The sequence below is a fragment of the Neobacillus mesonae genome, assembly GCF_001636315.1.
Taxonomy (GTDB): domain Bacteria; phylum Bacillota; class Bacilli; order Bacillales; family Cytobacillaceae; genus Neobacillus; species Neobacillus mesonae.
Genome location: NZ_KV440949.1, coordinates 5,196,510 through 5,216,427, shown reverse-complemented (window position 1 = coordinate 5,216,427; position 19,918 = coordinate 5,196,510). Strand labels below are relative to the sequence as shown.

Annotated in this window: 21 protein-coding genes and 2 riboswitches; of the genes, 4 read left to right on the top strand and 17 right to left on the bottom strand. The window is 39.8% G+C overall.

Translation table 11 applies throughout. The annotated features are described in order from the left end of the window. Nucleotides 1-116: 116 nt before the first annotated feature. From A6749_RS24625 to A6749_RS24545, 17 genes are all read right to left on the bottom strand, one after another. The gene (locus A6749_RS24625) at nt 117-1,454 is read right to left on the bottom strand and encodes a 5'-deoxyadenosine deaminase (RefSeq protein ID WP_066398598.1); all 1,338 of its coding nucleotides are present in this window, start codon (nt 1,452-1,454) and stop codon (nt 117-119) included. Nucleotides 1,455-1,531: 77 nt separating this feature from the next. After that, nucleotides 1,532-1,631, bottom strand: a riboswitch (purine riboswitch). Between the two features lie 79 nt (nt 1,632-1,710). After that, on the bottom strand, nt 1,711-2,844 hold the full coding sequence (locus A6749_RS24620) for a M20 family metallopeptidase (RefSeq protein WP_066398595.1): 1,134 nt from the start codon (nt 2,842-2,844) through the stop codon (nt 1,711-1,713). Next, nucleotides 2,844-3,464, bottom strand: a complete 621-nt coding sequence (locus tag A6749_RS24615; RefSeq protein ID WP_066398592.1) for a DUF1989 domain-containing protein — start codon at nt 3,462-3,464, stop codon at nt 2,844-2,846. Before A6749_RS24615 ends, A6749_RS24620 begins: the two co-directional genes overlap by 1 nt. A gap of 30 nt (nt 3,465-3,494) precedes the next feature. Next, nucleotides 3,495-4,178: a cyclase family protein gene (locus A6749_RS24610; protein ID WP_066398584.1), complete on the bottom strand. Its 684-nt coding sequence runs from the start codon at nt 4,176-4,178 to the stop codon at nt 3,495-3,497. A 17-nt stretch (nt 4,179-4,195) separates the two neighbouring features. Then, nucleotides 4,196-6,004 carry an adenine deaminase gene (gene ade / locus A6749_RS24605; protein WP_066398581.1) on the bottom strand — a complete coding sequence of 603 codons (1,809 nt, stop codon included), beginning with the start codon at nt 6,002-6,004 and terminating at the stop codon, nt 4,196-4,198. Nucleotides 6,005-6,025: 21 nt separating this feature from the next. After that, entirely contained in the window at nt 6,026-6,289 is a 264-nt protein-coding gene (locus A6749_RS24600; RefSeq protein ID WP_066398569.1) for a EutN/CcmL family microcompartment protein, read from the bottom strand. Between the two features lie 15 nt (nt 6,290-6,304). Further along, complete coding sequence (locus A6749_RS24595; RefSeq protein WP_127486802.1) at nt 6,305-7,027, bottom strand: hypothetical protein; 723 nt, start codon at nt 7,025-7,027, stop codon at nt 6,305-6,307. Between the two features lie 23 nt (nt 7,028-7,050). Then, complete coding sequence (locus A6749_RS24590) at nt 7,051-7,332, bottom strand: BMC domain-containing protein (RefSeq protein ID WP_407937540.1); 282 nt, start codon at nt 7,330-7,332, stop codon at nt 7,051-7,053. A 31-nt stretch (nt 7,333-7,363) separates the two neighbouring features. Continuing rightward, complete coding sequence (locus A6749_RS29310) at nt 7,364-7,786, bottom strand: BMC domain-containing protein (protein WP_066398559.1); 423 nt, start codon at nt 7,784-7,786, stop codon at nt 7,364-7,366. 40 nt (nt 7,787-7,826) lie between these two features. Next, nucleotides 7,827-8,792, bottom strand: coding sequence for a hypothetical protein (locus A6749_RS24580; RefSeq protein WP_066398554.1), 966 nt, complete (start codon nt 8,790-8,792; stop codon nt 7,827-7,829). A gap of 17 nt (nt 8,793-8,809) precedes the next feature. Then, nucleotides 8,810-9,073 (bottom strand): BMC domain-containing protein, encoded by a 264-nt coding sequence (locus A6749_RS24575; RefSeq protein ID WP_066398549.1) that lies wholly within the window; start codon nt 9,071-9,073, stop codon nt 8,810-8,812. Between the two features lie 37 nt (nt 9,074-9,110). Continuing rightward, a complete protein-coding gene (locus tag A6749_RS24570; RefSeq protein WP_066398546.1) occupies nt 9,111-10,448 on the bottom strand; it encodes a UbiD family decarboxylase in 1,338 nt (445 codons plus the stop codon). Continuing rightward, nucleotides 10,445-11,005, bottom strand: coding sequence for a UbiX family flavin prenyltransferase (locus A6749_RS24565; protein ID WP_066398544.1), 561 nt, complete (start codon nt 11,003-11,005; stop codon nt 10,445-10,447). The genes A6749_RS24570 and A6749_RS24565 overlap by 4 nt, the downstream gene beginning before the upstream one ends. 3 nt (nt 11,006-11,008) lie before the next feature. Beyond that, the gene (locus A6749_RS24560) at nt 11,009-11,611 is read right to left on the bottom strand and encodes a cysteine hydrolase family protein (protein ID WP_066398535.1); all 603 of its coding nucleotides are present in this window, start codon (nt 11,609-11,611) and stop codon (nt 11,009-11,011) included. A 20-nt stretch (nt 11,612-11,631) separates the two neighbouring features. Further along, nucleotides 11,632-13,101, bottom strand: a complete 1,470-nt coding sequence (gene allB / locus A6749_RS24555) for an allantoinase AllB (RefSeq protein ID WP_066398533.1) — start codon at nt 13,099-13,101, stop codon at nt 11,632-11,634. A gap of 81 nt (nt 13,102-13,182) precedes the next feature. Beyond that, nucleotides 13,183-14,511, bottom strand: coding sequence for a nucleobase:cation symporter-2 family protein (locus A6749_RS24550; RefSeq protein WP_066398531.1), 1,329 nt, complete (start codon nt 14,509-14,511; stop codon nt 13,183-13,185). Between the two features lie 233 nt (nt 14,512-14,744). Then, nucleotides 14,745-15,101 carry a Na-translocating system protein MpsC family protein gene (locus tag A6749_RS24545; RefSeq protein ID WP_066398528.1) on the bottom strand — a complete coding sequence of 119 codons (357 nt, stop codon included), beginning with the start codon at nt 15,099-15,101 and terminating at the stop codon, nt 14,745-14,747. A 135-nt stretch (nt 15,102-15,236) separates the two neighbouring features. Next, nucleotides 15,237-15,336, top strand: a riboswitch (purine riboswitch). 243 nt (nt 15,337-15,579) lie between these two features. On the opposite strand from A6749_RS24545, the gene A6749_RS24540 reads away from it, so the two are divergent. From A6749_RS24540 to A6749_RS24525, 4 genes are read left to right on the top strand one after another with little or no spacing between them, the layout of a single operon-like run. After that, on the top strand, nt 15,580-16,065 hold the full coding sequence (locus A6749_RS24540) for a (2Fe-2S)-binding protein (RefSeq protein WP_066398521.1): 486 nt from the start codon (nt 15,580-15,582) through the stop codon (nt 16,063-16,065). Nucleotides 16,066-16,069: 4 nt separating this feature from the next. Next, nucleotides 16,070-16,675 (top strand): nucleotidyltransferase family protein, encoded by a 606-nt coding sequence (locus A6749_RS24535; RefSeq protein WP_066401165.1) that lies wholly within the window; start codon nt 16,070-16,072, stop codon nt 16,673-16,675. Next, nucleotides 16,672-17,550, top strand: a complete 879-nt coding sequence (locus A6749_RS24530; protein WP_066398518.1) for an FAD binding domain-containing protein — start codon at nt 16,672-16,674, stop codon at nt 17,548-17,550. Before A6749_RS24535 ends, A6749_RS24530 begins: the two co-directional genes overlap by 4 nt. Beyond that, complete coding sequence (locus tag A6749_RS24525) at nt 17,547-19,907, top strand: xanthine dehydrogenase family protein molybdopterin-binding subunit (RefSeq protein ID WP_236719725.1); 2,361 nt, start codon at nt 17,547-17,549, stop codon at nt 19,905-19,907. Before A6749_RS24530 ends, A6749_RS24525 begins: the two co-directional genes overlap by 4 nt. Nucleotides 19,908-19,918 lie beyond the last annotated feature (11 nt).

Below are 19,918 nucleotides of genomic sequence, written 5' to 3'. Positions count from 1 at the left end.
TCAGTTTACATAATATTATTATATTTAAAATTTAGCTTTTGTCTCAATAATTAAGTATACTCAAGTTAATGAGACAGAAAAAATTTTTCTGAATAATATTTCCTGTTCTAACATTTTTAAGCTTGTAAATTAGGAATTTTTCCAAGCAGCCGTTTAATTGCCTTATTCGATTCTTTTAAAATAATTTCCTTATCCATAGTCTTCAGAAATCTATTTTCCATTACGATTTTTCCATTAATAATCGTCGTTTCAACATCTGCTCGGGTTGCGGAATAAACAATTCTCGAGATTGTATCGACTCCGAATGATGGGTACATATGGAAATCATTTAGGTTTAGAATTGCAAGATCAGCTTTTTTTCCTATTTCGATACTTCCGATTTGGTCCTCAAGGCCAACCGCTCTGGCCCCCCCTATTGTCGCCATCCGGAACACCGTTTTGGCATCCATGCTTGTTGGACCATAAGTTGGTTTATGAATAATTGCCGCTAATCTCATTTCATTAAGCATATCTAAATTATTATTACATGGTGCCCCATCTGCTCCAAGGCTAATAAATGCATCACGATCAATCATGCCCGGGATATCGGCAATTCCAGAGGCCAATTTCAAATTTGACCCAGGACAATGGGTCATTTTTACGCCCCGTTCCTTTATAATTCTCTTTTCTTCCTCATCTAACCATACACAGTGTGCTAAAATGAGACTTTCATTTGCAAGGCCCAGGTAATCCAGGTAAACGACATTACGCATTCCCCGTTCTCTTTCAACAATCTCAATTTCGCCACGGTTTTCAGAGGCATGAGTATGTACCTTCACGTGATATTTTTGCGAAAGCTTTTGTACTTCTATTAAAAGTTCCTCTGTACAAGAAACGACAAATCTTGGACAGAAAGTGTATTCAATTCTTCCATTGTCATGCAAATGCCATTTTTCCAGAAGATCGACACTCTTTTGAATGGAGTCATTAGTATTCTCTCTTAATCCTTCAGGAACCTCTTCCCCAAGGTCCATCATTACTTTACCAGCAAAGGCACGAATTCCACTTTGATCAATGGCTTGAAAGGCTTCGTCAGTATAATGAACTGTTTCCATATCTACGATTGTTGTAGTACCGCTTTGGATAAGCTCACCAATACCCAGCATTGCAGAATAATAGCTTGATTCGGCATCATGAGAGGCTTCTAGCGGCCAAATTTTTTTCTTAAGCCAATCCATAAGCTCCAAATCATCTGCTTGACCCCGAAATAGAGTTTGACAGAGATGGATATGCGTTTGGATGAATCCAGGAATAACGGTCCTCCCTCTCGCATCTATTACTCTTTGAGCCGCATACGGAAGGTCTTTCCCAACGTCAACAATTCGGTCATCCACAATATAAAGATCACCGAAAATAATTTCTTCCTGATTGTTCATCGTAACAATTTCTGCATTTTTAATAAGGATCGAGCTCATTTAATAGTCCCCCTATAATATCTACTATGAATATGAAGTTGATTTCTAATACCATTCCGCCGGTATAAACCAATGCTATCGCATAAACATAGTTTCATAGTCAGGGATTTGAGGTCCCAGGTAGAGACTTTCGAACCTTATTTTCGAAATTATATGAAACGATTTTAATATTTAGATGTCTATTTTATTTACATCGTATTTGAGCTGTAAAAACCTATCAAGATGCCTTTTCCATCGGACAATCATTTTTCGAGAGTTAATAATAACTGCAGAATTTTACGATTAAATTCTTATAAAAACGAATAGCTCGTGTGTAAGCATCTATGTCTACCCATTCATTCGGCTGATGTGCAAGCTTTTCATCACCTGGTCCATAAATCAGTGTTGGGATCAGACTGTGAGGATTTAATACGGCACCGTCTGTATAATAGGAAACACCGTAACAATCCTTTATATTTTTCTCTTTTAGCTCTAATGCGCATTTAATTAATGTCGCTTCAGGCTTGGTTATTATGGAAGAACGATCTAGTAATTGTATTATTTCAAATTCAAAGTGCGAGTCTTGTGTCTTGATACTATCTAACCTTTCTTTTAACTCCTTAATAAGGTTTTGATGTGATTGTGGTGGAACAGTTCGAATATCGACTTGGAGACTGCAGCGGTCAGGAATCACGTTCGTTTGTATACCACCGTTGATTTTTGTAACCGCCATGCTGCTATCGCCCAATGGTTGATTGCTAATTTTCCATTGTAATTTTAAGTCATCCAGCAATTCAATCACTTTCATCATCTGATGAATAGCATTAATACCTTGCCCTGGCATCGAACCATGAGCAGTCTTTCCAAAAGTCACAATTTCGAGCCATAGGGCTCCTTTATGACCAATGACGATTTTTTCATTCGTCGGCTCCCCAATAATTATCGCTTCTATATCAGTGGAATGATCATGATTGACATAGTCGATTGCTCCGCAGCTATCAACTTCTTCGCCGGCTGTTGCCAAGAATTCTACACTGAGTGGAAGTTCAGCTTTTTCCAGGATCAGCTCTTCTAGGGCAAGATACATTGCAGCTAACCCGCTTTTCATATCAGATGCGCCTCTTCCATAAATTCTTGAGCCGACAATTTCACCTGAGTAAGGTGAATATTCCCATTCGACTTCTCCGGGAATGACGGTATCCATATGGCCGCATAAAAGCAGCTTTCTCGGACTGCCTCCCTTGTACTCCACAATAAAATTGCTTCTTGTTTCTTCCAATCTATCAATTCGATGGGAAATTCCAAGTTTCCTGCACCGTTTTTCAAAAATCTCCGCAACTCGATGCTCATTTCCTGGCGGATTAGAACTGTTCACCTGCAACAAGCTTTGAAGAAAATGAACGGCTTCCATTAGAGCACCTCAACAATTTGTAATTTGAGCGGGGTGACTTTCCACCCGTTTACAGGTGCTAAATCTTGAGAACAGGTTGTACAGGCAATAACCACATCTTCTAAAGCTCTTAACCGCACGTAATCACCGGGTTTTGACAACGGTTCGCAAATCTCATAATCTCCTAAATCATTCAGTTTATTATTCATAAACCAATTGATCGGGTCTGGTATAATTGGAGGTTCGATTCCAAACCTGCTAAGTGCCTTCTCAATATTATCGTGACAATTCGGATGATCCTCTAAATTAAAATCCACTTTATAGCGATAGTAATCACATGCCGGGAAAAAGAAATCATGCTTACCAACCGTGTCGTGGACCAGTTCCATTAATGGGCGACGTATATTGCTATATAAATAGTCCCCTGGTTTTAAACGGATGCTGCTTAACGATGCACGCATATGAACTGGTGAGACGTACTCCGAAACATCATTAAGATTAAAGCAAACGAAATCGCCTACTTGCTTTCCTTCAACATCAATGATGATAAGCTCCTCGCCTTTTTTTAACAATGCACTTCTGCCTTCATATGGAGGAATGATTATTTCATCCTTAATTCTTTCTTTGGCTGCTGGATTCAAGCCTAGTCCCTCCCTTAATGTTTTACATTTCTAATCAATGAATAACGCAACTGCGCGAATAGGTGAACCAGTTCCTTTGCGGATTTTTAATGGCAAACCGAAATACAGAAATCTTTTACCTGCTACCTGGTCTAGATTGCACAAGTTCTCCGTATTAGAGATTTGATATTCACGGCAAACGAGATGACCTGAGAATTTTCTATCAAGCGGATTATCGATGGCTGGGGCATCTATGCCTATATTCACAACACCTTGCTCAGCTAACCATTTTGCCCCTTCGTAATCTAACCCCGAGTAGCGTGTCAGCCATTCCTCTGTTCCATATGCCCTGTTATAATGTCCGGTATATAATAAAACAATATCACCGGTTTGGATAACTTGAGCCGATTTATAAAGTGCTTCTTCTAAAATAGGTTGTGTAATATAACCATCGGGTGAAACATGCGAGACATCAAGACAAACAGCCGGGCCGTAAAAATACTCGAGCGGCATCTCATCGATATACTTCCCATTCGGATCAAATTCGTATGTGGCATCGGTATGTGTGGGACCGTGTTCATTAATTAATAGATTATTAGTAGCAAATTCAAACCCGATCTTTGCCTTACTTTCCTCATGAGTTATATTGGGAAAGATCATTGTTTTTTGGTGTAATGGAAACACCGGCATCCCTTGATATATTTCCTGTGACAAATCAACGAGTCTATAACCCATTCACTATCCCCCCAGAATTAAATGACAGTTGGGATAATTTCAAATTTATCTACATCGATTAATCCCATATCAGTTATTTTCCATTTCGGACTTGTAACCAATGACCAGAATGACAAATGCATAAATGGCACATGGATTCCGCATTCAAGCTCGACCTCAGCCAGTCTTGTCAGTTCAGCAATTTTCTCAGCAACCTCTTGCCCTGACAATTGATCGGTAATCAGTCCTCCAACATTTAATTCCATATCTCCAACAACTTTCCCGTCCTTAATCATCGCAATTCCGCCGCCCATTGCAATCACTCGATTGACAGCGGTCACCATGTCTTCGTAGTTAGTTCCTGAAACAATTATATTATGGGTATCATGGGCTACACTTTCAGCAATTGCTCCGCTTCCCAGTTTGAAGCCGTGAATAAACGTTTTGCCAATTTTGCCGCTGCGGCCATGTCTTTCAATGACAAGCATTGGCAGAACATCTTGCTGTAAGCATGGTTGAACAATACCATCAGCAACATTCAGTTCAAACTCACGGGCTCCGGTTAAATTTTGATCTGGAATCGCTTCAATTGCCCGAACTCTTGCTTTTCTTCCATTCGCCTTTATTACAAGGTCATTCTTCGTTACCGGTTTACATTTCACTGAATTTTTCACGGAATCAGGATAAGTGTACCGTCCCAAATCTATTGTTAATTTGCCTTTTTCGGCAGATTTCTTCCCATTTAAATAAACTTGGTCAATCACCATATTTTCAAGGTCACTAATCACGGCAATATCTGCTTTCTTCCCAGGTGCTAATACCCCTACGTCCTTAAAGCCAAAATGAGCTGCAGGATTAATGGTAGCCATTTGAATTGCCTCTACTGGGTCAATCCCTTGAGCTATTGTTCTTCTGACAATATCATTCATATGGCCATACTTGATTAAATCCTCCGGCACCATATCATCACTAACTAGAATTGCTCTTCTGGAATCAAGCCCATCTTCAGTTATAGCTCGGATACATTCAGCCATATTACGCTGAGAAGAGCCCTCCCTCATAAACACACTTACACCGTAGCGAAGTTTTTCAACCATTTCTTCTTTCGTTGTTGTTTCGTGGCAGGAGACATGCGTACCGCCGCTGATAATATGTGCTGCCAGTTCTTTTCCAAATAAACCCGGGGCATTCCCCTCAACCGTCTTGCCAATACTCTCAGCATATGTTACGGCTGCAACAAGATCATCAATTAAATGTGGTGCGTTTTGGTAAACTGGTTTTACATTACTAAAGCTTTGAATTTCTCCAATTCCTTGTACATAAGGATCGTTTAATAGCTCTTTCATATGATTCGAATTTACATCATATCCGGATGTTTCAAGACCAGGTGCATCAGGTACAGCACATGGAACGGTAAATTTTACTTTATTCGGCAGGGTTTTAGCTTCTTTAACCATCTCGAGCATACCGTGAACACCAAGCACGTTACCGATTTCATGCGGGTCTCCAATTAAGGTCGTTGTCCCTGTTGGAATTGATAATCTTGAGAATTCAGTAACCGTCAGCATGGCACTTTCAAAATGCATATGTGAATCAATGAAACCTGGGCAAATGAACTTTCCTCTAACATCCTCTACTTTTGTTGCGGGGCCAATTAAATCCTTGGCGTCTCCAACCATTAGGACATGGTCGCCCTTTACGGCAACATCGGCTTGATAGATTTCTCTTGTTATGACATTTATAAAGAAGCCATCTTTTAAAACTAAATCGGCAAACTGATTCTTATCAAGTAATACATCAATTAATTTTCTTCTCTGGATTGCTTCTTTAATTTCTTTTGCTTCCACGTTGCTAACCTCCCAACATTTCTAGGTATCTATACTATCTATAATCCCAACAATCGCTGCATCAATGGGAGCTTCTTTATTATGAGTTGATCTGGATGCCATACTTCCTTTTACAAATATTACTTTTTCTCCGACTCCCGCCCCAACTGTATCTACTGTCACAATGGGGTGAGATAGGTAACTGCCATCAATAGCGATAGGCTGTGTAATCAGAAGCTTAGATCCTACTAAATTCTCATCTTTTCTTGTTGCTGTTAATCTTCCAACCACAATCCCCATTTCCATTATCCAATCTACTCCTTACCTTAAGGTTAATCGTATTCCTAAATTCCTCGCAGTATCCCGAGCCAATGGTGTGATCAACGTTCCACTAGATAAAAAGATTTCTATTTGATGATTTCGGTTTGCTTTGATAACTTCTTCTTCGGTTAAGAGGGCTCTTCGGCCTGCGGTTTGTCTTTGAAAATACGATTTCACTTGATCTGAATGGATAAGCGTTACACCAAACCCCTGTAACTTTTTTATTTGATTAAAAAGTTCATTTTTTAAAAAACTCGTGCCTTTATCCCAATCTCTTTCCCTTATTGATTGACTATATGGATTGACAATATCTTCAACCATCGTCACTTTTATCCCTTTTAATAAGGAACGCTGAATGATTCTGGCCAGCGGCCGAGAATCAAAAAAGTGAACTAATTCTGAAACAAGGGAAAATGATGCAACTGGAATAAACAACTGGTCAAATTCATCCTCGATTTCTTTTGTGAAATGATCTACAGGTGTCCAATCATCATTTTCACTTAACTCGATAAATGAATGGAGTTTACCAAAACTAAAATAGCCTTCCTCCGCAAAAATACGAGTGCAGGCACTTGTTTTATTTAAATGCTTTAGTGTTGAAATGCCCTGTTCCACGCCTATTTCATTAAATGCTAATAGGGCTAGAATGCGTGTAGATGCTTCCTTGTTATGAATCGGGAAGCAGCCGTTCATAACTTCATTTACAACATTCTTTACAACCATACTTCGGTTTGCTTTAGACAACATTATTCAGCTTTGGATAAAAGAGCTCTTTCAATTTCGCTATGTGGTCTCGGTATCACATGGACGGAAACTAACTCTCCAACCCTGCTTGCCGCACTTGCCCCTGCATCTGTAGCCGCTTTAACAGCGCCAACATCTCCTCGAACCATAACTGTAACAAGTCCAAAGCCGACTTTTTCATATCCGCATATTTCAACATTAGCTGCCTTAACCATTGCATCTGCCGCCTCAATAGCACCAACTAATCCCTTTGTTTCGATTAATCCTAAGGCCTCTCCCATGATCTGTTCCTCCTAATAATTAAATGTAATAAACCTATTCCTCATTTGGCTTTGTTTCTTTTTTCACTTCATCGATTGCTTTGTCTTTTTCTTGATTTTTTGTTTTAGTGGTTTTCTTACTTTTTGGATTGTTAATAGTTTCTAATTCTTCTTGTGCTGTTTTCTTATTTAAATTAAAAAGGCTGAGTAATTTTCCATTTACATCATCATGCGCCCGGGCAATGACGTTTGCTGAAATGACTTTCCCTACTCTTTCTCCTTCAGCCTTACCGGCGTCTACCGCTGCTTGAACTGCACCTACATCGCCGCCGAGCTGGATGGTAACTCCAAGGTATCCACTTACCCCGATAACTTTTTCTATACCGATAATTTCAACAGCTGCAGCTTTTACGGCTGCATCCGCCGCTGAAACAGCAGTAGTATAGCCAACCGTCTCAATTAGTCCTAATGCACGCAATGATCCTATACCCCCTTGCCATCAAACCTGTGTTTATCATTTAAAGTAAACTTTCCGCCTTTTTTCTAAAAACTTGAATTACCTTTGAAATGACTTGATGTGGTCCGCTAATGATTAAATAATTATTTTCAATACTATATTGAAATGGTTTTTGCTCCTCAGAACTAAAATATTGTTCTAATAATAGTAGTGAAGCATAATACGGTACCCCTTCCAATATCGAAATTGCTTCTACCGATGTACTTATATTTAATTGTGTGGACAGCCAGGCACTTGGTGAAACAACCGTATAGGAATCAATTGTTTTTGAAGATTTCCTGTGAAGTATTTGTAATATAGCCTGAAGTTTTCTCTCTAATCTTGTTGAATCATGGTCGTATAATTCCCATACAAATGAATCTTTATTGTTTCGATCCCAGCTAAGATGGTATTTTGCATCTGTATTTTCACGCATGACGTCATTTACTATGAGTAACTGACTTGGCAGACACACTTTGGAAGTAATGACTCCAACTCCAGCTCCGTTCGTTGTTCGTTTGAATTTGGGAGCTAGTTGGTCTGTAACAGTTGGGAAATACCAAACATAACTTTCATCTTTTGTTTTCCCCAATAGTTTTGGAGGCTGCTTCGGCTTTATTGATTTCGGAATATGATAACTGCCATAATTCCTTTCAATTTTTCCTTGCCCAAGGGCAACTGTGCTAAGCTGTGAAAATAGATCTTTTTTTAATTTATTGCTGCTGTTTTCATGTTGGGTCGGTTTTACTGCATGTTGATTTGGGCCGGAAGGGGTAGTCTGTCCCGAGACAGAAAGTCTTTGCTCCTTTTTCATCCTTTGATAGTTAGGACGATTTAAACTGGTTAATGAATCCTTCCCATTACTTTGTGTATTGGGTTGTACCTTGGAAACGGAAGGGCTGCTTACAGTTTGTGTTTGAATAGATGTTGTACTTTTTCCTTGGTTATTCAAAACCTCCTGAACGATACTTTTCATGAACTCTGACATCTTTTAACACCCCGCTGTTACAAAATCTTTGCTATTTCTGAATGCGGTCTTGCGATTACGTTGTAAGAAACAAGTTCTCCGCCAGTCCGAAGATGCGCCTCTTTCCCAACTTCCACTGCTGCGGTAACATCTGATACATCACCTTCTACTATTACTGTAACAAGACCTGATCCTACTTTTTTCAAATCAACAAGGCGTATATTTGCGGCTTTTGCCATTGAATCCAGCGCCTCAATCGCCGCTGTCAGCCCTCTTGTTTCAATTAATCCAATTGCTTTCATTTAGTAGAACCTCCTCTGCCTGCCTGAGCCATGTTCTTTACAAATATTGAGCTATATCGATTTTTATAGGGACAGATGTTCTTTTGAAATCTTTCGCATGTGTTAATGGATATGTGGCGTCAATCCCCATCTTTGCTGAAACACCCCTAAGGTTATGGGATGATTCAAGTGGAGAACCTTTTGCCCCTGGGACGATAAAGATATCCTGATCGGCCTGGACCCTTGTAGCAATGGCCCATTCAACATCATCCGAATTCCAAATGTTCACATCCTCATCTACAACAACAACATGTTTCAAATCTTTATCACTAGCAAATGCAGCAAGCGCAGCCTGCTTACCATCACCATCAGATTGTTTTTCAATTTGGATTACAGCGTGATATCTTGCAACTCCACCCATTGTGATATGGACAGCTTTTACCTTAGGAACTACCTGCCTGACTGTACCAAGTAATGTAGCCTCGCGGACAAGTGCCATAGGAAGTCTTTCTTCATAACTGGATGGAAAAATGGTTTGATTGATGGCGTTATTGCGATAGGTTACTGCGGTAATTTCTACAATCGGCTGCTGTGATATCGTGCCGTAGTAGCCCGCCAGCTCCCCAAATGGCCCCTCTGTTTCCCGAATATGGGGAAGCATTTTCCCTTCAAATACAATTTCAGCCTCGGCTAATACCTCTAGGTCAACTGTTTTACATTGAACAACATCTAAGGATTGCCCTAATAAAGCACCTGCAATATCCAATTTATCCGTATGGTATAAATGGGTACTTACCTGCGAGCTCAGTATAACCGCTGGAACAACACCGAACATCACAGCAATTTCCATAGGCTCATTTCGCTCTTCAAAATACTCATATTGAGAAAACAACTCTGGGGAAGTGATTAATATATTAGTCCTATTTGCTTCTAAAAATTGCATCCTTCTAATAGATGTATAACGTTTTTTACCGGTAATATCTTTAACAACCATAACCCCGGCAACATAATATTGACCCGAGTCCTCCGCATGGTAGGTGGGGATTGGAAAAAGGTCTTCTAAATCAAACTCTCCCATTACTACATTTTCATGAACAGGGCCCGTACCGAGCTTTCTTGTTGGAATCGGATTAACGATTGCTTCGATTAATTTTGGTATTAATTCTGCCTCCATAATCCCCATACTATCTGCCATTAAACCGCGATCGCCGCCAAGACCAGCAACCATTGGCGTATTATATCCCTTTAATTTCTCAAATAATAATGGTTTCGCACCGTTGAAATGTCGTATGACGGCACCTAACTCATATTTGGGGTCTACTTCCTTTTTGACTCTGGCAAGCAAACCTCTTTGTTCCCAGTTGTCAAGCAATGCTCTTAGTGTTGTGGGATTCATAGCTTAGGTTCACCCCACCTCTCCAATAGTTCATGATCGATATCTAACATATCTAGAATTCTTGCAACCATAAAATTGACTAATTCCCAAATTTCTTTTGGACGATGGTAAAAGCCAGGGGATGCCGGCATGATACAGGCACCAGCCTCTGCCAACGTCGTCATATTTTTCAAATGAATTAAATGAAAAGGAGCTTCCCTTGGGACAATGATTAGTTTTCGATTTTCTTTCAGCACCACACTGGCTGCACGACTAAGGAGCGTATCACCGACACCATTTGCAATGGCGCCTAATGTATTCATGGAACTTGGGACGATGACCATACCGTCTGTTTTAAAGGAACCGCTTGCGATGGATGCAAATAGATTTCGATTGCTATATATGGTGGCATAATTTTTAAGCTCATTCATGCTCACAGCACATTCGAATTGCATCACTTTTTCTCCCATTTCAGTAAGAATTACATGTGTTTCAATTCCTAGGTGATAAAGGGCGCGGATCAATGTATAGCCATACAATGACCCGCTGGCCCCAGTAATTCCAACAATTATTTTCATAAATTAAACAGCCTGTTCGTTTTCCTGTTCACTCTGGGAGAATTTCTCTTTTGCAGCTTCCTTGTATTCATCAGTGGTCATAATATCCCCAAAAATATCGATATCTCTCAGTCCCGACCGGTGCATATCATCATCCTGTGATGCTGTTGCATCGGAAATACAGATAATATTGTATCCGTGATATAAGCCGTCAGAGGCTGTACTTCTTACACAAACATTTGTCCAAACCCCAGTAAGAACAAGCGTATCAATTTCTTCTTCCCGGCAGAACAGATCAAAATCTGTATAACTGAAGGCGCTATGCCGGCGCTTTTGAACCACATAATCCCCTTTGTCCTCTTCAGGAGTTAGCTCAGGGATAAATTCCGAGCCCCAGGTTCCTTTAATTGCGTGTACCGGCCGTACTCTGAAATCGCGGTCATTCTTTCTGTGAGCTTCCTGAACGTGAATGACCTGGATATTGTTTTCATGAGCAAAGTCAATCAAATCACGAATTTGCGGTACGATTTTTTCACCATTTTCACAGCGGAGTGCTGCCTTTTCCCCGATAAAATCATTTAGCATATCAATGATAACAACTGCATGTTTATTACCACGTAATTCCATTTATTGAACCCCTCTCGAAATTATTTCGCGATTTCTGCCTCTTCAGATTTCTTTGTAACGACAGAGGCTTCGTATTTTTCATACTTTAGTACTCTTTCTAATCGTTGGATCGATTGTCGCGGTACATACTCACCGTATCCAGCTTCCCCAACGATGCCGCCATGATCCTCATCATAAATTAGATTTCCTCTTACTATCGTTTGAACGGGCTTCCCTTTTAGTTTTAAGCCATGTAATGGATTATACTTTGCCATCGATTCTGTTTGCTGCTCATCAATTTCATATTCGCGGTTAAGATCAATAACGGTGAAATCAGCATCACTGCCAATTTCCAGGGCACCTTTCTTCGGATAAATACCATAGTGCTTTGCAGCATTCGTACTTGTTACCTCAACAAATCTAGATAAAGAAAGGCGGCCTTTATTCAATCCTTCACTGACTAAAATTGGCACCATGGTCTCTACACCAGGAATTCCAGGGAAGCTATTCCAAATATCTGAATCCGGAGCATCTTTCTCTGTTGCAATCTCATATGGGGCATGGTCAGTACCAACGAAATCAATAGTCCCATCAGCAAGTGCCTGCCAATGTGCCTCATTATCTTCTTTTCCTCGCAGCGGAGGAGCAATTTTCGCAAAAGTCCCTCTTTCAGTCATGGAATCTTTCGCATTTAGCATTAAGTAGTGCGGGCATGTTTCAGCAGTTACTTTAATGCCGCGTTCCTTCGCTCTGCGGACTAATTCAACACCCTCTTTTGTACTCATGTGTACAACATGGACGCGGGCATCTACTGCTTCTGCATAACTGATAATTAATTCAATTGCTACCTTTTCTGCTAATGAACTTCTAGCTTCAGCCCAGGCCGGACCATCTTGACGGCCTTCCTTCTTTAGCCTTTCCGTATTAAAAGTACAGATATCGTAATTCTCCGCGTGCACCCCAATTGGTAATCCAGTAGGTGCTATCTTCCTGAAAATCTCAAACATTTCACCGTCAGAAACCTTCGGGAATGTGGGGACAGAAGGAGTCATATACACTTTAAACGCAACAACTCCCTGCTCAATTTGCGGATAAATATTATCAAGCCATCCTTCTCTTGCATCCTCACCAGTCATACCGCCCCAAAAGCAATAGTCGATATAGGCTTTTTCCTTGATTGGATTTAATTTTTTGAAAAAGCTCTCCCCATCGCGAACAGACGGTACACTACAGCAAGGCATATCGATATGAAGTGTAAGGCCCCCAGCTGCAGCAGAACGATGACCTGTTTCAAATGTTTCACGGTGTGTAAATCCAGGATCCATAAAATGTGTATGCGGGTCAATACAACCAGGTACAACCAACTTCCCTTCAATATCAATCATTTTATCTGCATGCAGGAAGTTGATGTCGTTTGTAAAACCAACTATTTTTCCTTCATCGACTAAAATATTGGTTAGTACTTGTCGGTCCCCTTGTGGAATGCTTGCATTTTTTAAAATTAGATCCATATTTCTCTCTCCTTTATAAAGTGTTTTGAATATATAGAGTGTCTTATGTCAAGCCCTCTATATAAATCTATTATCATCAGCTCAAATTAAATCCGCTGAATGATCCCCCTTCATCTGCTCATAACGTTCTTCTTCACTTACATTCAATAGTTTATGATTAAAAACAATATTTAGAATGACCGCTGTAACACTACCAATAACGATTCCGTTCTCAACCAATAACCGGAGATTATCTGGAAGCTGCTCGAACATTACCGGAACGACAGCCGCTCCTAAACCAATACCTATTGAACAAGCAACAATTAATGAATTTTCATTTCTACTAAAATCAACGGCTGACAGCATTTTGATTCCCGAAGCAATAACCATCCCAAACATGGGAATCATTGCGCCGCCTAATACCGCTGTTGGGATAATTGTCGTTAATGCAGCAACCTTAGGTAAAAGACCTAAAATCATTAGCATTACACCAGCAGTCATAACAACATTTCTTGTCTTGACTTTTGTTAAAGCCACCAGCCCAACATTTTGTGAAAACGTTGTATATGGAAATGAGTTAAAAATACCACCTAGTGCGACCGCAAGACCCTCAGCTCTTAGTCCTTTTTTAATATCCTTAGAATCTAGCTTTCTTTCACAGACATCACCAAGGGCAAGAAATACACCTGTAGATTCAATCATGCTAACAATAGCAACAAGTGTCATGGTTAGGATGGCTGAAAAATTGAAAGTTGGTAGGCCGAAGTAGAATGGCTGGATAATATGAAACCAAGATGCTTCAGAGACAGCTGAGAAATTAACCAATCCCATGAATGATGCAACGAGAGTTCCAACAATCAATCCAATTAATACCGAGATGGCTCTGGCGAATCCAGTAAAGAATCGATTAAGCACAATGATGATGACTAAAGTTAACAGTGCAAGAAGTAAATTTTCAATATTACCGAATGTTGGCGCCCCTTGCCCGCCAGCAGCATTATTCATCGCAACCGGTATTAACGAAACACCAATGATTGTAACAACTGAGCCCGTAACAACCGGAGGGAAAAACTTCATAACCTTGTTCATAAACTGAGCCAAAATAACCACTATAATTCCGGAAGATATGATTGCCCCATATATTGCAGTTATTCCTTGAAGATTCCCGATTGCAATCATTGGACCAACTGCAGTAAAGGTACAACCCAAAATAACCGGGAGCTTTATTCCAAAATACCGCCCTCCTATTACCTGAATGAGGGTTGCAATACCACAAGTAAATAAGTCAATTGATATTAAATAGGCTAATTGTTCTGGTGTCATTCCGATGGCAGGTCCTACAATTAAAGGAACAATGACAGCTCCTGCATACATCGCCAATACGTGCTGTAGACCAAGTGTCCCAACCTTCCATGCACCTAACTTTTCCATCTTATCCCCCCATATATAGAATGATTCTTAATGAAACTTTAAAATATGTTTCCTTCACCTCCTTAAAATCAGCAAATAAAAAAACCGTAGTAAAAGAACCAAATTCCGATAACGAATTAGGATTCTTTACTACGGTTCAGTATACGTCCGATAAACAGAAGTTTATGACACCGCTCTCATATTCAACAAGATATTAAAAGCGTATGAACGAATTTAATACTTGCTCCCTTTTTCTATAAAGCATCTTTAAAATAAACAATTGTACAGGCATTCTCAGTAATAGGATCATAGTCCTTAAGGATCGTAATAACCCCAAGTCTGAAAATAAGTTCAATCTGCTCCTTGAACTTTGCTTTGTATTCTGTAATTAATGCCGCATCAACCGCTGCGGTTAATTCATGATGATTTTTACTTAAAGTAAGTAAGGCTGGAACTCTTTTGTGTTGAGCAAAAATTAGTAACTTGTTGTGGGAAATCTCTATACGCTGCTTTTTTACTCCTACTCCATAAATTTCCTGGTTAATCTTGTTGTACAGTTGTGCAATATCCTTTTTGAAATTTGATAATTGCTGTATAGAAGTCGAATACATGTATCTAACTCCCCTTGTTAAATATATTAAATTATAAAAATCCATTTTGTCAACTTAGTTTTCAGAAAATTGGGACTTGACAAACGAACTATATCTCCTTAAACTTCATAATTGAATCATGACTAAATTTTCCATGAAATAAATCATCATTACTTTCGTATAACCCCAATAATCGGTTTGGGGGTATCTACGAGGAACCGTAAATTCCTTGGCTACGAAAAGATTTTCTTATGCATAAGAAAATCTTTTCGCAGCCTTCTTTTTTTTACACTACCAAGTAAATCATCTCTCAATTAAATTCAGTATTCATTTTAAACTACATTATTTTATTATCCTTCTATTACATTTTCACTTAAAGAAATCCTGCTTTTGTCGAACTATTTTTGTAAGTTTGTAAGCACCTACAATTAATGACAATTTCCATCAAGATCTATCTGCAAATTTTGACATGCCTATCAAACTTTTAGGAGGTAAAAATATGATTAACGAGTTCCGTTTTTCTGTTAATGGTCGTGAAGTGGCCGTTTCCTGTTCACCTACAAAAACATTATTGGATGTTTTACGCGAAGATTTACAGTTGACTGGAAGTAAAGAGTGTTGTGGGAAAGGAGAATGCGGATCTTGTACTGTTGATATTAATGGAGAAAGTGTTTGCTCATGCCTTGTGCTGGTCTGCCAAGTTAGCAACGAAACAATTAAAACGGTTGAAGGAGTTAAGGTATCGGGCAATATGGATGTGATCCAGCAGGCGTTTATTGACGAAGGTGCTACCCAATGTGGTTATTGCACACCTGGTTTTATCGTCTCAGCCCATTCTTATCTGAATAAAGTAAACCATGTCCCATCAATGGAGGAAATACAGATTGCTTTAGGCGGTAATTTATGCAGATGCACCGGATATTCTAAGATCATAAAAGCCGTTGAAACCGCCGCGAAAAGAAAAATGTTAGTTGAAAGGTTATAACCTGATGTCACAAACAGCCATTCTCCTGGCCGCTGGTTATTCTTCCAGAATGGGTGGTATTAAAGCATTACTTCCTTGGAATGGACTACCATTGATAGAACACCAGGTTCAGCAATTGTTAAAAACGTCGATCAAGGATATTGTTATCGTTTTAGGGTATAAAGCCTATGAAATTAAGAAGGTTATTGTGAAATATCCAGTACAAATCATTTATAACCCTAATTACTCAAACGGTAAAACGAGCTCAATCAAAGCTGGAATAAATGCTTTAAAAGATTACTCAAGGACATACTTAATTGTTCCAGTAGATACTCCTATTGAATCACAAATGATCGAAATGATGATACAGCAATTACTATGTAATAATTCAAATATTGTTATTCCAGTTTATTCAGGTAAAAGAGGTCATCCAATTTTATTAAATGGAAGTTTACGAAATGATATTTTATCCATCTCTGAGGAAAAAATGGGACTTAAGGAGCTCTTACGAAAATATCAATCTAGTACGAGCGAACTTCATGTTAATAAAGAACATGTTTTATATAATCTCAATACAAGAGAAGACTACATTTCTTTAAAAGATCATTTAGAAAGGAGGCGTCAGCAATGAGTGTTTATGAAACGGAAGTCAAATCCCCTAAAACAGTTGAGGATTGTCTTATAATGATTGCTAATATCGATTGTGACTTTCGGATAATTGCTGGTGGTACAGACGCTGTCGTTCGCATGAAGGAAGGTAAGTGGCGCCCAAAGACTTGGATAAATATTAAAGGCATACAGGAATTACGCTTTATCAAAAAGGTTGATCAACAAATTCATATCGGACCGCTTACAACCCATTCGGACATTGTACATTCAGCAATTTTAAAAGGGAAAGCTGATGTACTAATTGATGCCGCTCGTGAGGTTGGTGCTGCCCAAATCCAAAACGCCGGGACGATTGGGGGAAATATCGGAACAGCATCACCTGCCGGGGATACTATTCCTGCCTTGTATGTACTTGGCACTGTCATTGAATTAAGCTCTGTCGATCATAAGCGTTATATACCAATCGAAGAATTTTTCATCGGTCCTGGAAGAACTGTTAAAAAGGATTATGAAATGATAACGAATATTATTATTCAGCCCCAAGAGGAAAATGAAATTAGTATTTTTCAAAAACTTGGGCCAAGAAAAGCACAATCTATTTCAATTGTAAATGTGGCAATCTCACTCTCTATGGAAAAGGGAACTAACAAATGTGTAGCCGGAAAAATTGCCTATGGTTCTGTTGGACCAACTATTATTAGGGCCAAAAAATGTGAGGCAATGCTTACAGTGAATCCTTTGACTGCCCCCCACATTCAAAATATCGCTAAAGTTGCTTGGAAAGAGGTTATGCCAATATCCGATATTCGAGCCTCTGCTGAATACCGGCGCGATATGGCATGTTCCCTATTAGAAAGAGGTCTTTATCGGTTAATGAAAAGGTGGGATAGAAAATGAGTGTCATGAATAATGAGATTCAAGTAAAAGAAAAAACAACGTCCGGAGAAGAAAATTCCACTGATTTTAAATGGATTGGTAAACCTGTGAAACGGATTGATGGCGAACCTAAAGTTACAGGTGAACTAAAATACATGACAGACATTCATTATGACAATATGCTTTGGGGCAAGATCCTCCGCGCGAAATATCCTTATGCAAAAATAAAAGGAATTGATACATCAAAGGCAGAGGCTTTAGAAGGTGTTGTAGCGGTCTTAACACATAAGGATGTTCCAGGGTTTAATGGTTTTGGCATTATCATTCCTGACCAACCGGTTCTTGCTGAAGATATTGTTCGCTGCACTGGGGACGCAGTCGCACTTGTTGCTGCGGAAACAAAAGAAATGGCTGAGATGGCACTTGGATTAATCGAAGTGAATTATGAACCACTGGAACCTGTAACAGATCCGGAATATGCTATGTCAAAGGAAGCTGCCCACCTTCACCCAAGCGGGAACATTCACAGTCATGTGGCAATAAGAAATGGAGATGTCGAAAAAGCTTTTGCAGAAGCGGATTTGGTATTAGAAAATACGTTTTACTCCCCTAGACAGATGCATGCTTTCATTGAAACAGAAGGCGGCTGGGGAGTCCTTGGTGAAAATGGTATTTTAACAATCCAATGCCCCGGACAATATGCACACCGCGATAAACTGCAAATTGCACGGGCACTTGGCTATAACCCAGATCTAATTCATGTTATTTCTAGTCCGCTTGGTGGTGCCTTTGGCGGAAAGGACGAAATAACAGTCCAAATTTATTTAGCCCTTTTAGCTCTACATTCAAATGGACGCCCCGTAAAAATTCACCTTAGCCGAGAGGAATCAGTTGTTGCCGGGATTAAGCGCCACCCTTTTAAAGTACATGTTAAAACAGCAGCAATGAAGGATGGCACATTGGTTGCTCAACAAGTGAGGGCGGTTGCCGATACTGGGGCATATGCATCACTAGGCGGTGCTGTCATTGCGCTTGCAATAGAACACGCAACAGGTCCATATAAAATTCCCAACATTGATTTAGAAGGCTTTTGTGTCTATACCAATAACGGAATCTCCGGAGCCTTTAGAGGATTTGGGGTGAACCAGGTTTGTGTTGGAATTGAGACCCATCTTGATATGATTGCCAGGTATTTTCATCTGGATCCAATCGAAATTAGACAGAAAAATGCCTACAAACAAGGTGAATATTCAAGCCTTGGTCATCTAGTTAAATCAAGTGTTGGTACACATAAAACACTAGAAGCGGCAAAAAATTGCGAACTTTGGGTAAACCAGGACTTATATAAAAGTAAACCAAGTGAGCCGTGGAAAAAACGTGGGATCGGTGTTGCTACCTCCTTTCACGGTATCGGCATGGGAATTGGCGTCCCTGACTATGGTGCTGCTTCCATAGAACTTTTAGCAGATGGCTATTTTAAAGTTGGGGTCGGCTGTGAGGAAATCGGCGGCGGCAATAGTACCGTGTATGCTCAGGCTGCAGCCGAGCTTCTTAAATGTGAGATAAATAAAATAAAAGTTGTCCAAGGAAATACTAAGGAAACACCCGATGGCGGTACAGTTACAGCCTCCCGTTCGACCTATGCAGGCACAAGGGCAATTGCTTCAGCTGCGCCGAATATGAATAAGCTGCTCACACAAACGGCAGCGGATATGTTTGACGTTCCAGTTCATGAGATCACTCATTTAAATGGTCTGTTATATGTTAAGATGCGACCTGAGCTTTCCTTAACTCATGCGGAAATTTACGAATACTTATTTGAAAATCGATTAAATACCAAAGTTGAAGGTCATTTTATTTTACCAAAGGAAAAGGGTGAAATAAAAAATTCTGGAGGAGCGCCACATCATATCTATGGTTATTTAACGCATGTTGTCCTTGTAGAGATAGATACATTGACGGGTGAAACAGATGTACTGCGAGTTGTTTCCATTCCTGATGCCGGCAGGGTCATAAATCCTCAGGGGCTTGAGGGACAGACAGAAGGCGGCGCAATAATGGGAATTGGTTACACCCTCTACGAAGATGTAATCATTGAAAACGGTATTCATAAAACAAAGAATTTTACGGACTATATCATCCCTACTATTCGTGAGACACCAATAATTGAAACGATTCCGGTTGAGGAACCGGAGCCTTCCAATCCATTAGGCGCGAAGGGAATCGGTGAGGTAGTCATGATACCAATCATTCCGGCAATCATGAATGCTCTTTATGATGCAGTTGGAATTAGAATCAAACACCTGCCGGCAACACCTGAAAGAATCTTTAAAGAAATGAAGTTTTTAAAAGAGAAGGTCCACCCGCAAACGAGGTGAATAATTTGCTA